This window comes from Pseudomonadota bacterium (genome assembly GCA_008501635.1).
Classification (GTDB): domain Bacteria; phylum Pseudomonadota; class Gammaproteobacteria; order QQUJ01; family QQUJ01; genus QQUJ01.
In genome coordinates, this window is sequence record QQUJ01000023.1 from 91,899 (window position 1) to 105,856 (window position 13,958).

Annotated in this window: 9 protein-coding genes and 1 tRNA gene; 3 read left to right on the plus strand and 7 right to left on the minus strand. The window is 59.7% G+C overall.

All coding sequences use genetic code 11. The features are described 5' to 3' along the window. Position 1: 1 nt before the first annotated feature. The 3 genes from DWQ09_14920 to DWQ09_14930 form a co-directional block, all read right to left on the minus strand. Complete coding sequence (locus tag DWQ09_14920) at positions 2-1,681, minus strand: ABC transporter permease subunit (protein ID KAA3626876.1); 1,680 nt, start codon at positions 1,679-1,681, stop codon at positions 2-4. After that, positions 1,681-2,709: an ABC transporter ATP-binding protein gene (locus DWQ09_14925; protein KAA3626877.1), complete on the minus strand. Its 1,029-nt coding sequence runs from the start codon at positions 2,707-2,709 to the stop codon at positions 1,681-1,683. The genes DWQ09_14920 and DWQ09_14925 overlap by 1 nt, the downstream gene beginning before the upstream one ends. 100 nt (positions 2,710-2,809) lie before the next feature. After that, complete coding sequence (locus DWQ09_14930) at positions 2,810-3,823, minus strand: extracellular solute-binding protein (GenBank protein KAA3626878.1); 1,014 nt, start codon at positions 3,821-3,823, stop codon at positions 2,810-2,812. A 165-nt stretch (positions 3,824-3,988) separates the two neighbouring features. On the opposite strand from DWQ09_14930, the gene hisN reads away from it, so the two are divergent. Then, the gene (hisN, locus tag DWQ09_14935) at positions 3,989-4,807 is read left to right on the plus strand and encodes a histidinol-phosphatase (protein ID KAA3626879.1); all 819 of its coding nucleotides are present in this window, start codon (positions 3,989-3,991) and stop codon (positions 4,805-4,807) included. 179 nt (positions 4,808-4,986) lie between these two features. Here the strand turns inward: hisN and DWQ09_14940 are convergent. Beyond that, positions 4,987-5,063, minus strand: a tRNA-Met gene (locus tag DWQ09_14940). Between the two features lie 260 nt (positions 5,064-5,323). Here DWQ09_14940 and DWQ09_14945 point away from each other — a divergent pair. Then, positions 5,324-7,936, plus strand: a complete 2,613-nt coding sequence (locus tag DWQ09_14945; GenBank protein KAA3626880.1) for an EAL domain-containing protein — start codon at positions 5,324-5,326, stop codon at positions 7,934-7,936. Here DWQ09_14945 and DWQ09_14950 read toward each other — a convergent pair. Beyond that, complete coding sequence (locus tag DWQ09_14950) at positions 7,926-9,020, minus strand: redox-regulated ATPase YchF (GenBank protein ID KAA3626881.1); 1,095 nt, start codon at positions 9,018-9,020, stop codon at positions 7,926-7,928. The genes DWQ09_14945 and DWQ09_14950 overlap by 11 nt on opposite strands. A 92-nt stretch (positions 9,021-9,112) precedes the next feature. On the opposite strand from DWQ09_14950, the gene DWQ09_14955 reads away from it, so the two are divergent. Next, entirely contained in the window at positions 9,113-9,787 is a 675-nt protein-coding gene (locus tag DWQ09_14955) for a DUF1295 domain-containing protein (GenBank protein KAA3626926.1), read from the plus strand. A gap of 477 nt (positions 9,788-10,264) precedes the next feature. On the opposite strand, the gene DWQ09_14960 is transcribed toward DWQ09_14955, so the two are convergent. Further along, positions 10,265-11,359, minus strand: coding sequence for a sensor domain-containing diguanylate cyclase (locus tag DWQ09_14960; GenBank protein KAA3626882.1), 1,095 nt, complete (start codon positions 11,357-11,359; stop codon positions 10,265-10,267). A gap of 130 nt (positions 11,360-11,489) precedes the next feature. After that, positions 11,490-13,904 carry an ATP-binding protein gene (locus DWQ09_14965; GenBank protein ID KAA3626883.1) on the minus strand — a complete coding sequence of 805 codons (2,415 nt, stop codon included), beginning with the start codon at positions 13,902-13,904 and terminating at the stop codon, positions 11,490-11,492. Positions 13,905-13,958: the final 54 nt, after the last annotated feature.

Here is a 13,958-nt window from a genome sequence, read left to right on the forward strand (position 1 = left end):
CTCAAACGGCTCTCTGCTTGCCTAAGCGGTTGACCACCGCGTTCATGGCGATCATCGCCACCCCCACGATCAGCATCACACACGTGGAGTAAGCGGCGGCCTGCGACGTGAGCCCCGCATCGTCGAGCCGCATGATGGTGACGGAGGCCACCGTCAGCGTCGGCGTGGTGAGGAAGATAATCGCGGAGAGCGTCACCATGGAGCGCATGAAGAGGAAGAAAAACACCGAAACCAGCATTGGAAAGACATACGGAGCGATCACATCCGCCGCGATGCGCAACAGGCCCGAACCGAGGCAGGCCGACGCCTCCTCCAACGCCACCGGAATCTGGCGAAAACCGGCCATCATCGTGAGAAAGCCCTGGGTGTGAAAATGATAGAAATTGCTCAACGCGAGCAGCGCCACTGTCCCATAGAGCAGATGCAGCGGCGTATCCAGTGAATTGAACGCGAAGACATACGACAAGCCAAGCACCATCCCCGGCACCGCTGCCGGCAGCATGGAGAGGAAATGAAGCAGCTTGGCGATGCCCCTCGGCATGCGCCGGATCCCCATGCCCAGTAGAAACAGCGCAACCACGCCACCCACCGCAGCCAGCAACGAGACCTCGATAGTGGTCCACAAGGGTGAGTAGCCGCCAGCCAGCGTGATGTCGTAGTGCTTGAAGGTGAGATCGAACCGGTAGGGCCAGAGTCTGACGAAACTGGCGTAGACCACGATGGCGATGACACTGGCGGTGGCGGCGGCGATCAGATACGAGGCGATCGCCATGGGCACATCGCGCGCGGCGCGAAAGCTCGGCACGAAGGGCACGGCGCTCTCCGACTGTGCACCGAACTGCCGTTTCTCGGCGAGTCGTTCGATGTAATAGGAGATCACCGTCGGCAGCAGCAGCAGGATACCCACCACCGCACCCAGGTTGAAGTTCATCTGGCCGATCACCTGACTGTAGATCTCGGTGGCCAGCACCGAGTAGTCGCCGCCAATCACCGCCGCATTGCCGAAATCAGTGATGGTGACCGTGAAGGCGACGAAGGCCGCGCCGAGGATGCCAAACCTGGCGTTGGGCAGGGTGATATCCAGAAACTGCCGCCACGGCGACGCGCCTATCACCTCCGCCGCCTCGTAGGTGCGCGCATCGGAGAGCGAGAGCGTCGCGCCGATGATCATCACCACCTGCGGCAGGGCGTAAAAAACGTTGGCAAGCAGCAGCCCCCAGAACCCGTAGATGTCGAGCTCCAGACCGAACCAATTGTTGATCAACCCGTTGCGGCCGAGGAGAAAGATCAGACCCAGGCCCTGCACCAGCGAGGGCGCCAGTAACGGCAGCACGATGGCGGCACGGATCAGCGTCTTGCCGCGAAACGAACAGCGGTGGGTGCCATGCGCGATGACAAAGCCCAGCAGCAGGCTGATCGCGGTGGTGGAAAGCCCCATCTCCAGGCTGTGCCCGGTGGCACGCCAGAAACCCTTGGAGGAGAGGATCTCCAGGTAATTACCGATACCGTAACCCCCATCCGCCTCGGTGATGGAGCGCAGAAATACCTGCGACAGGGGGTAGACAAAGAACGCCAGCAATCCCAGCACCGGAACCACGACGCACGCTGCAATGAGGAGTCGGTCACCGTCCCATCCGCGCCTGCGTGCGACCGGGACAACCGCCTTTTCAACCACGCTCATCAGCCACCGCTGGCCCGGGTCTCGGTCCTCACCCAGGAGCAGTCTTCCGGTCGGATATCGAGCCGCACCGGCTGCCCGACGGTGATTTCCATGCGTCCGTGCGCCTCGATCAGGAGATCGCCCGCGGGACAGTCCACCCTGATACGGCTGACATTCCCCAGGAAGGAGATGTCCTTCACTACCGCGTGACCCGTGGGATCGGGAGCGAGGGCAATCTGTTCGGGCCGGATACAGGCGACATAGGCGTGATCGTCGCCGGTGGGGCGATGCGCCATCAGGGCAGGCATGCACTCGCGTATCGACGGAGTCTGAATGAGATTGCTGACCCCCATGAAGTCGGCGACGAAATGGGTCGCCGGGCGCAGGTAGAGATCCTCCGGCGTACCACTCTGCTCCACCCGGCCATCCTTCATGCAGATGATGCGGTCCGCCAGCAGCATTGCCTCTTCCTGATCATGGGTCACCATCAGCGTCGGAATGCCCAGGGATCGCTGCAGTTCGCGGATCTCGATCCGCAGCTCCGCCCGCACCTTGGCATCCAGGGCGGAGAGCGGTTCGTCGAGCAACAGCAGAAGCGGATCCACCGCAATGGCGCGCGCCAGGGCAATGCGCTGCTGCTGCCCACCCGAGAGTTGGCGCGGAAACCGGTCGGCCAGTTCCGGGAGCTTGATGGTCTCCAACAGGCCATCGACGCGCGCGGCGATGTCCGCTTTGGTCGCACCGCGAATTTTCAGACCATAGCCGATGTTCTCGCTGACGGTCATGTTGGGGAACAACGAGTAGGACTGAAACACAATGCCGAAGCCGCGCTTGCGCGCGGGCAGGCCGGCGAGATCCTCGCCCTGCAGGCGAACCGATCCCGAGTCGTGATCAGTCAATCCGGCGATGATGCGCAGCAGGGTGGTTTTGCCACAGCCGCTGGGACCCAGCAGGCAGACGAACTCGTGACGCTCCAACTGGAAAGAGACGTTTTCCAGCGCGGTGAAATCGCCGAAGGTTTTCGTCAGATCATGAACGTCGAGATACATTCTGACTGGTCCTTTTGGCACCCGCAGAACACCGGGGGGTGCTGCAGGAAACCGGCGGGCGACTCCACCTGCCAGAGTGCCCGCCGGAAACGCAGCTCGATCAGCGACCGAACTTCTCTTTCCAGGTCTTCTTGATCTCTGTCTGCGCTTTCGCGGAGGCGGCAAAATCGATCTTTGCCAGCGCACCGCTCAGATCCGCCGGCAGACCCGCCTTTTCCGCCGCTGCCGACGGCTTGACGCCCGGCACGGTGATCAGAGCCTTGAAAGCACCGTACAGGTCCGTTGCATCCTTGGAAAGCGTCCAGTCGAGAAACCGCTTGGCGTCGCCTTTGTTCTTGCTGGACACCATCAGCGCCGAGGCCTCCAGCTCGTAGCCGGCACCGCCCTTGGGAATCACCATTTTCAGCGGATAGCCGCTTTCGATGGACTTCAGCGCCGTAAAGGCCAGCGAGGCTCCGACGGTGTATTCCCCGGCGCGTGCCGCCTTGCACGGCTTGGAACCCGACGAGGTGTACTGCGCCATGTTGGGATCGACGGCGGCCAGCTGTGCCCAACCCTGCTCCTCGCCCATGCCCTGGAGCAGCGAGATCACGTGCAGGTAACCGGTACCGGAAGAGTTGGGATCAGGCATCAGCACCTCGCCTTTGAAGCGCGGATCGGCCAGATCCTGCCAGCTGGTCGGCATGGGCAGCCCTTTCTGCGCCAGCCTTTCGGTGTTGACGCAGAACGCCCCCATGTACCCGGTGGGCGCGAACCAGCGCCCCTGCTGATCGCGATGGGCGGCGTTGAGCTTATCCGCTCCCTTTGCCGCATAGGGTTCGAGCATCGCCAGGATGCGCGGATCCATCATCGCGGTAACCGCCCAGCCCCAGATCACGTCGGCCTGCGGATTCTCCGCTTCCGCCAGTATCCGTGCTCCCAGCTTGCCAGTGGATAGACGCAGCACATTTACCTTGATATCGGGCATCGCCTTGCTGGCGGCAGCAATATAGTCGGCGATCTCCTCTTCTTCGAGGGCCGTGTAGACCGTGATTTCACCGGCATGCGCCACTGTGGAGCCAACAAGGCAAACCGCAGCAGCCATAAGCGATAACAGCCAATTGGAATTTTTCATTGTGTCCTCCTGAGAGGTGGGTTCAGGCTCCCTGGACCTGAGGGGGGTGAGATTCCACGAACGGTTGGCACCTTGCCTCGAATGTGGAATATTGTGGATTATTGCATTTTTATGGTTGTTGTCTAGGGTGTCAGAAGAAGTGCAGCGAAAGGCGATCGGCCATCCATGAGCCCCCAGGACACGGATAGCAACCCTGCCGGGGCCGCCCCGGAGCCCGAACTGATCCGGTTCGCAGAAGACCTCGCGGATGCCGCCCGGCCGGTGGCGTTGCGCTATTTCCGCAATCCCCTGGAGGTGGAGCACAAAGCCGACGCATCGCCGGTTACCATTGCCGATCGGACGGTCGAATCGACCATGCGCGAGATGATCACCGCCCGCTACCCGCACCACGGCATCCTCGGTGAGGAACATGGCGGGAGCAACTTGGAGGGTGCGGAAACCTGGGTGCTGGATCCCATCGATGGCACCCAGAGCTTCATCACCGGCATGCCGACTTTCGGCACCCTGATCGCCCTGCTGCAACATGGCCGGCCGGTGATCGGCATCGTCGACATGCCGGCCCTGGGCGAGCGTTGGGCGGGGGCATCGAGCCGGGCGACCACGCTGAACGGGCGGCCCTGTCGCACGCGCGCCTGCCGTGAACTCCGCCAGGCCAGCGTCTACGCCACTTCGGTCGACATCTTCACCCCCGAGGAACTCGATGCGCTGAACACCGTCACCGCCCGCGCCGCCCTGCGCCGCTTCGGCGGTGACTGCTACAGCTACGCGCTGCTTGCTGCGGGATACGTGGACGCCGTGATGGAGTCCTCCCTGAAACCCTACGATTACCTTCCCCTGGTGCCCATCATCGAAGGCGCAGGCGGTGTGATAACGGACTGGACGGGGGCAGCGCTGCATCTGCGTTCCGACGGGCGCGTGATAGCCGCGGCCACTCCGGAACTGCACGCAGAGCTACTCTCGACGCTACCCGAAGCGTTCAGATAAGGTGTCGATGCACCGCCGGACGGCCATCACCCGCATGGTCTTCGCTCCGATCGGAACCGCCTCGCTTCCCGCGTTGACCGGCGAGCGGAACCTTTGTAGCCGTAGACACGTGGTGCTCATTCGCTACTGAGAATAGGAAACGCAAAAAAGCCCGCCGGAAGGCGGGCCTGGAGGTCATCTGGTGGCTATGCCCTGACTCGAACAGGGGACCCCATCATTATGAGTGATGTGCTCTAACCAACTGAGCTACATAGCCATTTTGCTCGGCTTCGGCAGCTAACCGAAAGAGACCGCGTATTTTCATGCCCGCATCATCCTGTGTCAAGGCAAGCTCCAGTTTCAATTATGGGTTGACCTTGAGGCTTGTACTGGTACCGTTACCCCAATCATCCACCTTTATCCGGTGTGTTGTTTCCCGCCTTCGTCATCGCACAGCATCGGAATGGCTGATCGCGTTTCATTTTTTTAGTTAAAACAAGAACGATTTTGATTGTTGCTCTGCATAAGGAAGTAAGGATGCTTTCCACGTTACGAAGCCGCTTCCGGCGTGTCGTGTTTGTCGCGTGCGCGGTACTGGCCGGAACCGCGCCGCACCATGCCGCGGCGAGTGTGGTGTTCGGAAGCGACCGCGACTACCCTCCCTTTGAGTACCTCGACAGCGATGGCATACCCCGTGGTTTCAATGTCGATCTGATCCGCGCCGTTGGCGAGGCGGGCGGCTTTGAGATCGCCATAAAACTCGGGCCCTGGGCGGAGATCCGCCGCGCCTTTGAGACCGAAAAAACCGTCCATATCGCCGACATGACCCGCTCGCGCGAACGCGAGATACGCCTCGATTTCGCCACACCGTTCGCCATCATCACTGACCAGCTTTTTGCGCGCAAAGGCGAGAGCGCTCGCTGCGACCCCGCCAGACTCGACGGCACGCGCGTACTGGTTCAGGACAGCGCCAGCACGCAAGAGTATCTTGCCACGCGCTTCCCTGGCGTGATCACGCTGCCCGTTCCCTCGGCACCCGATGCAATCCGGCAGCTGCAGGCCGGCAACGGTGACTGCGCGATTGTCACCAACCTGATCAGTCAGTATCTGATCACCCGCCAGCAGATCAGGAACGTGGTCCCGGTCGGTCGCCCCTTCATGCCCCGCGAATACGGTTTTGCCGTCCTCAAGGGCAATACGGCGCTGCTTGACCGGGTCAACAGCGGACTCAAGAAGGTGCTCGAATCCGGTGAATACGCAACCATTTATCAGAAGTGGTTTACGCCGAAACGTGTCACACCGCGAACCGCGGGCGAGCTTGTCCGCGATGCACTGCCGATTGCCGGGCCCATCGCCGCGGCTCTGCTCCTGACCGGTTTCTGGGTCATCTCTCTGCGTCGCCTGGTGCGCTCGCGCACCTTTGATCTACGGGAAGAGCTGGCGCGCCGTGAAACCGCGGAACAGGAGGCTCGCACCAGCCACGAGCAGTTCAATCAACTGGCGAACAATGTCGATGAGGTGCTGTGGATCAAGGATCAGCGCAGCGGCGCCAAGCTTTATGTGAGTCCCGCCTACGAGCGGATCTGGGAACTGTCCCGTGAAGACCTCTACCGCGATCCGCTCGATTTCCTGCGCCGGGTCCATCCCGAGGATTACGATCGCGTCAAGGTCGCGCAGGCCAGCCGTCCGACCGAACACTATAACGAGGAGTATCGCATCGTCAGACCGGATGGTTCGCTGCGCTGGGTTGTCTCGCGCGGCTATCCCATATGCGACGAGCAGGGCGAGCCCTATCAGATGGTCGGCATCACGCGCGATATTACCGAGCGCAAGATGGCCGAAGAGCGCATCGAGTGGCTGGCAACCCGCGATGCGCTGACCGAACTGCCCAACCGCTATCTGCTCGGCGATCGTCTCAAACAATCGATCGCCCACGCCCAGCGCGAAGAGTTGCGCCTCGCGGTACTGTTTATCGACCTCGATCGATTCAAACGCATCAACGATTCGTTGGGACACACCGTGGGCGACGAGCTGCTGCGGGAAGTCGCTACGCGTTTGAACAAAGGTCTGCGTGCCGACGATTCGTTGGCGCGCATCGGCGGCGACGAGTTTGTGCTGGTGCTGCGCGGCATCCAAGAAGCCGAGGAGATACTGCCGGTCGTTACCAAGATCATCAGCTCACTCGCACAACCCTTTGCCATCGACGCCCATCAGCTCAACATCTCCTGCAGCGTGGGGATCAGCATTTTCCCCGACGACGCGACCACCAGCGCGGAGCTGCTGCGTTGCGCCGATACCGCCATGTACCACGCCAAAACCAAGGGTCGAAACGACTTCTGTTTCTACGCCGCGGAGATGAACAGTCTGGCTGTCGAACGTTTGCGTCTGGAGGGCGAACTGCGTCGGGCGCTGGCGGACAATGAGTTCGAACTCTTCTACCAACCCATCGTCGCCGTGAGCAGTGGCCAGATCGTCGCCTGCGAGGCCCTGATCCGCTGGCGTCATCCGGTGCGCGGCATGGTGGCGCCCGATCGCTTTATCGAGGTGGCCGAGGAGATGGGACTGATCCCGCGCATCGGTGCCTGGGTTATCGAAAGCGCCTGCCTGCAACGCAAGCGTTGGTCCCGGTTGGGGTATCCGCTGCGCATGTGCGTCAACGTCTCGGCGCTGCAACTCAACCCCGGGTTATTGAAGACGATTTCGGACCTCGATTGCCCAATGACACCCGAAAGTCCCTGGTTGGAACTGGAACTGACCGAAAGCGTTCTGATCGAGAACCGCGAAGAGAACATCGAGTTGCTGCGCGAACTCAAGGCGCTGGGCGTCTCGCTTTCCATCGACGATTTCGGAACCGGGTACTCCTCGCTGAGTTATCTCAAAGGTTTCCCAGTTGAGACACTGAAGATCGACCGCAGTTTTATTGCCGACCTGGAGAGTGATGAGGGCAGCCTCGCCATCATCAACGCGGTGGCGAGCATCGCCAAGACGCTGAATCTGCGATTGATCGCCGAGGGCGTGGAGAACGAAGCGCAATTGGTTCAGGTGCGCCGCACCGGCTGCGACGAGTACCAGGGCTATCTGTTTCAACGCCCCTTGCCCGCCGAGGAACTGAGCGCTCTACTGCAGGCGCAACAGCCGGTCAGACATTGAAGCGGAAGTGGATGACATCGCCGTCCTGGACGATGTACTCCTTGCCCTCCAGGCGCCATTTACCCGCCTCTTTGGCCCCTTGTTCGCCTCGGCAGGCAATGAAATCATCGTAGGCGATCACTTCGGCGCGGATAAAACCCTTCTGAAAATCGGTGTGGATCACCGCGGCCGCCTCGGGCGCCGTGGCGCCGATGCGAACGGTCCAGGCGCGCACCTCCTTCTCGCCCGCGGTGAAATAGGTCTGCAACCCCAGCAGGCGATAACCCACGTGCACCACGCGATCCAACCCGGCTTCCTCAAGACCCATTTCGGCGAGAAACTCCGCCTTGTCGGCCTCTTCGAGTTGCGCGATCTCGGCCTCCATCGCGGCGCAGAACGGCACCACTTCGGAACCGTCGGTAGCGGCGATTGCGAACACGGCATCGAGGTGAGGATTGTTCTCGAATCCGTCCTCGGTCACGTTGGCGAGGTACATCGTCGGTTTGATCGTCAGGAAATGGAGATCGCGGATCAGCAGGAGTTGCTCTTTGGACAGCTCCATGGCCCGCACCGGACGGCCTTCGTTCAAGTGTGCCTCGATCTTGATCAACAGCTCCCGGCGTGCGATGGCTTCTTTATCACCGCCCGCCTTGGTCGCCTTGCGTGCGCGCTCGACCGCCTTCTCCACGGTCGCAAGATCGGCCAATGCCAGCTCCGTATTGATCACCTCGATATCCGAGGCCGGATTGATACGACCGGAGACATGCGTCACATCATCGTCCTCGAAGCAACGCACCACATGAGCGATGGCGTCAGTCTCGCGGATATTGGCCAGGAACTGGTTGCCCAACCCCTCACCCTTTGAAGCACCTGCCACCAGACCGGCGATATCGACAAACTGCATGGTGGTGGGAACCACTCGCTGCGGCTTGACGATTGCCGCCAACGCGTCCTGGCGCGCATCGCGCAACGGCACCACCCCCACGTTGGGTTCAATGGTGCAGAACGGGTAGTTCTCGGCCGCGATGGCGGCCCTGGTGAGCGCGTTGAACAGTGTGGATTTACCCACGTTGGGCAATCCAACGATGCCGCATCTGAATCCCATGGAGAGGTACCTGGCGTAAAATGAGTGCTCATTGTATGGATTGGCACAAAGAGCGCAACGCTCATACGCCGAGCGCTACAATGGTCCTGGACATGGAACTCACCGCACTTCAGATAATCGTCCTGATACTCGCCTGGGCAGGCTATGGGCTGCTGCATTCACTGCTGGCGACCCTCGCTCTCAAGCGCCGGGCTGCCAGCCGCTGGCCATGGGCACCGCGTGTTTACCGCCTGGCCTTCAATGGCCTCGCCGTCGTTCTGCTCGCACCGCCGCTCTATCTCATGCATCGCTGGCAGGGGACTCCGCTCTGGCAATGGACCGGCGTGAGCTTGTGGGTTGCCAACTCCCTGGCCGTCCTTGCTTTGGTCGGCTTTGTATTGACATTGAAAGACTATGACACCGCGGAGTTTCTGGGCACCCGGCAATGGCGCGGTTCTGAACGACGGGTCGAGGATCAGGAAAGCTTGCACATATCGCATCTTCACCGCTATGTGCGCCACCCCTGGTACTTTCTGGCATTGGTACTTATCTGGACGCGCCAGATGGATGGCGCATTCCTGGTCAGTGCGCTCTGCATCACCGCGTACTTCATCGTTGGCTCCCGATTCGAGGAGCACAAGCTGATCCAATACCACGGCGATGCTTACCGGGAATATATGCAACGAGTACCCGGCATAGTGCCCATGCCAGGCCGGTTTTTGTCAACGCGGGAAGCCAGAATTCTGACAAAAAAATACCGGGACACATCGGGCCCCGGTACCGAGTAACAGCTTTTCATTTATTATTATGTATGTACGCCCTTCGATTGCACGGAGCGCGTAACCCCCCTCCTCCTCCATTTTGTCTGGAGTGTTCTGTGTCTTTTAAACGATAAAAATCAGGTTGCTGACCACAACCGCTACGACTGTGACCACGAACAGTTTGAACATCACTTCCTCCGCAAGCCGTAAACTACTTTTGGTTTAATTAGGTAACTATCGGCACGCGGCGGATTCCCTTCCACCAACTGCATCCCATTACGGGGTTGCAGTTACATAGTCGTCGTGATGCGAACGGCGCGACTCCATGCTGCCTGGGGGCAGCCTCCCTGGTTTTATTGTAATACCCCTACTTGAGTACATATTATTTGCAGGTAACGCGCGACGCTACCCGTTGACGTTTGAGTTGTCAACCCCTTTTTCAACGCTGTGCCGACTGACCGTGGTAAAAACCACTGCGGCTTTGCGCCATGCTTACACCGCGCATCAGACGGCAACGCTCGCTCTCACTACTCGATTGCGCCCCCCATCCTTGGCCTCGTACAACGCGTTGTCCGCGGTCTCAATCAGTTTCTGTCCCAGCATTTGCGGAAGCGGATCGCCGTCCGCCACACCGGCAACCCCTATGGAAAGGGTAACCCGAAACGGATCATGATCCGGATGGTTGAAGGTCTCCTGTTCCACGGCGGAGCGTATCCGTTCGGCAATGATTACCGCCTCCTCCGTCGCCGTGCCCGGCAAAACCGCGACGAACTCCTCACCTCCGTAACGGGCCAGAATGTCGACGTTACGAAGATGCGCTTTGATGATCCTGGCCACACCCTGCAGCACATAGTCGCCCACGGTATGCCCGTAAGTGTCGTTGACTCGTTTGAAGTGATCGATATCGAGAAAAAGACACGCCAATGCATGGTGTTCCCGTTCCACCCTGCGCAGCTCTTCTTCGTATCGCTGATCGAAATAGCGGCGGTTCGCAACCGAGGTGAGGGTATCGGTCAACCCCACCAGTTTAAGTCGTTCATGGTTCAGCGCGTTCTCCAGACAAACCGCAACCACTGCGCCAAAATGCGCCAGAAAATCGGTGAAGTGAGTGCCCCGATAGCGATCGACATCTTCGCTGCCGAGGTTGATGCTGCCGATTATCCTCCCATCGCGCACCAGCGGCAGCAGCGCGGTACTTCGCGGTTGCCGCAGTGGCGAAGGAAACAATCGAGCGGACAACTCGGGTGCGCAACCACTCAAGGCAGGTTCGCGCTTTTCGTTGAACAAGGCTTCGATAACCTCGGCCACGTCGACGAACAGCAACTGCGGAAGTTCTGCGGGCTTGACGCCCAGATGTTGAAGCAAATGGCGAATCTCGTGATCGCCGTCCAACAATACCAGAGTGATGACCTCGAGCTTGAATTTGACACGCGTCTCATGCACCAGCATCAACAATAATTCGTAGAGCGAATTGATGCCGAGAAGCCGCAACTCCTGCGCCTGAAAACGTCGCATGCGCTCTTCATTCTCTTCGGCCCAGCGCATCAGCACTTTAAGCCTTCTATGCAGAGCGCGATTTTCCGCTTCCAGATCCTTCATCTTTGTGATCTCGCGCAATCTGTGTCCCCGGCAACGGCAGGCAAGTCCCGCGCTATCGCCCGCTCAACTTTGCGCAACCGCCGCAGGCGAACGTGACCCAGCCATCGCTGTTCCAGTTTCCTCGGTTGCATCAAGCTGTGGAGTCCAATCCGTCAGCGCCCTCCTTGCTGTGTTCGCTGAACGAACGACGGATCTCAGCGAATTGATACAGTCGTTCAGAAACGCGCGCATTGATGCTGCCCTGCGGATAGTACTCACCATCGCGCTGCACTCCCGCTTCCACGCCGGTCAATATCTCAATCGCCTCATCGACATTGCGAACCGAGTGGACGTGGAACCGCCCGGCGGCCGCAGCTTCGACGATATCCTCGCGCAACATCAGGTGTTGGACATTGTACTCCGGTACCAACACGCCTTGACGCCCCGTCAGGCCACGCGCTTTACAGAGATCGAAAAAACCCTCGATCTTTTCGTTGACGCCGCCGATTGCCTGCACCACACCGTGTTGGTTCACCGACCCTGTCACCGCCAAGCATTGCCTGATCGGCGCCTGCGCCAATACGGAAAGCAGCGCGCACAGCTCCGCCACGGAAGCACTATCGCCCTCCACATACCCGTAATTCTGTTCGAAAACGACCGTCGCCGACAGCGACAGCGGGTTCTCACTGGCATAACGTGACGCGAGATAGGCTGAAAGAATCATCACCCCCTTGGAGTGCAGTGCACCACCCAGTTCCACCTCGCGTTCAATGTCGATGACCTCGCCTTCGCCAAGGCGCACGGTTGCAGTGATTCGCGACGGTTGCCCGAATCTGTGCGCTCCCAATTCGAGCACTGACAGGCCGTTGATCTGTCCAATCATTTCACCATCGGTGTCGATCAACACCAGGTTCCGACGCATCGCTTCGATCAACCGATCGGGAACCCGGTTGGCGCGATAGGTCTGCTCGCTGATCGCACGACGCACATCGTCAATACGAACCACTTCCTGCTTCGCCTGCCCGGCCCAGTAATTCGCTTCACGCATCAGATCCGCCATACTGCGCATATGCGTCGAGAGCTGGGTGGCATCCGCCGCCAAGCGCGCCGCCTGCTCGATGACGCGCCCCACGGCAAGCCGATCAAAATGACGCAACCCCTCCTTGCGTACCAGGGTGCTGATCAGACGTGCGTAGAGGAGGTCACTCTCGTCGTTTCGCTCGATGCGGTCTTCAAAATCCGCCGCTACCTTGAAGAGTTCATTGAAGTCTGGATCATACTCACACAGCAGGTAATAGAGCAGGCGCTCGCCGATCAGCACCACTTTGACATTGAGCGGAATGGGCTGCGGTTCGAGACCTGCCGTCGCGACCAGACTCAGCGCCTGCCCAAGCGACTCGATGCACACTTGACTGGCCCGTAACGCGCGCTTCAATCCCGCCCATGCGAACGGTTGACTCAGTATCTTATGCGCGTCGAGCACCAGATAACCGCCGTTGGCACGATGCAGGGCTCCCGCACGAATCAAAGTGAAATCGGTGATCAGCGCTCCCATCTGGGCAATGTGTTCAACACGGCCCACCAGATTTTGATAGGTAGGGTGGTCTTCGAAAACAACGGGTGCGCCCCGTTCTACCGCACCATTGTCCACTATGAGATTTACGGTATAGCGTCGAGCCCACTCTGTAGCCGATGACCCGGAAGCGATTATCTCTTCACCGTCCGATTTCTGAAACTCGTTCAAATGCTCGAGCACATCACGCTGCAGATCATCCAGATAGCGTTGCACATCGGGCAGGTCGACATAATGTTCGTGAATCTCCGCCATCTGGCAGCCGACCGCTTCCAGGGCGATTTGCTCGTTCAACAAACGCACCTTCTCCCGCGTTTCACGCCGCCAACGCGGGATCTCACGCAACAGTTTCTCCAGCTTCACTTCAAGCTTTTCACGCTCTGCCTGCAAGCGATTCAACTCCTCCTCGGGCAGTTCAGCCACCTTTTCAGGTGCCAGAACCTCACCATCTCGTAAAGGCGCGAAAAGGAACCCGGCGGGCATACGAATCAATCCCAATCCGTGTGTTGCCGCCTCGCTGCCCAACTCCTCGAAAGCCTGCTCCTGACGGTGCTTGAGTTCCTCATCCATAGAGCGGATGGCTTTCTGATATTCATCGCTCTCGAAGGCGGCCGGGATAACCGACTTGAGTTCCTCCAGCAGTTGCTCCATATCCGTCTTGAACCGATGCCCCCTGCCTGCGGGCAGTGTCAGAACACGCGGTTGCCGGGGATTCTGGAAGTTGTTGACATAGCACCAATCCGGCGGTCGCTGCTGATGGGTCGCCTGCAGTTCCAGGTACTGGCGTACCGCTGTCTGTTTTCCGGTTCCAGGCGGCCCAAGAACGTAGAGGTTGTAACCTTCAGAGCGCATCCCGATACCGAACTGCAGTGCCGCCAATGCCCGCCCCTGTCCAATAATGCCATCCAACGCGGCGAGTTCCGCCGTGGTGTCAAACTTGAACTTCGCGGAATCGCAGCGTCGATAAAGCTCAGCGGCATCGAGTAGGGGCACGGATCGCGTCTCTTTTTGTAAAAGCGGTGAGAGTGAACGCCGATGATACACGAA

What these genes read in the sequence shown, in the direction of transcription:
- DWQ09_14925 (KAA3626877.1), bottom strand. Translation starts at nt 2,709, where the DNA reads ATGTATCTCGACGTTCATGATCTGACGAAAACCTTCGGCGATTTCACC.
- DWQ09_14920 (KAA3626876.1), bottom strand. Translation starts at nt 1,681, where the DNA reads ATGAGCGTGGTTGAAAAGGCGGTTGTCCCGGTCGCACGCAGGCGCGGA.
- DWQ09_14930 (KAA3626878.1), bottom strand. Translation starts at nt 3,823, where the DNA reads ATGAAAAATTCCAATTGGCTGTTATCGCTTATGGCTGCTGCGGTTTGC.
- DWQ09_14955 (KAA3626926.1), top strand. Translation starts at nt 9,113, where the DNA reads ATGGAACTCACCGCACTTCAGATAATCGTCCTGATACTCGCCTGGGCA.
- DWQ09_14950 (KAA3626881.1), bottom strand. Translation starts at nt 9,020, where the DNA reads ATGGGATTCAGATGCGGCATCGTTGGATTGCCCAACGTGGGTAAATCC.
- hisN (KAA3626879.1), top strand. Translation starts at nt 3,989, where the DNA reads ATGAGCCCCCAGGACACGGATAGCAACCCTGCCGGGGCCGCCCCGGAG.
- DWQ09_14960 (KAA3626882.1), bottom strand. Translation starts at nt 11,359, where the DNA reads ATGAAGGATCTGGAAGCGGAAAATCGCGCTCTGCATAGAAGGCTTAAA.
- DWQ09_14945 (KAA3626880.1), top strand. Translation starts at nt 5,324, where the DNA reads ATGCTTTCCACGTTACGAAGCCGCTTCCGGCGTGTCGTGTTTGTCGCG.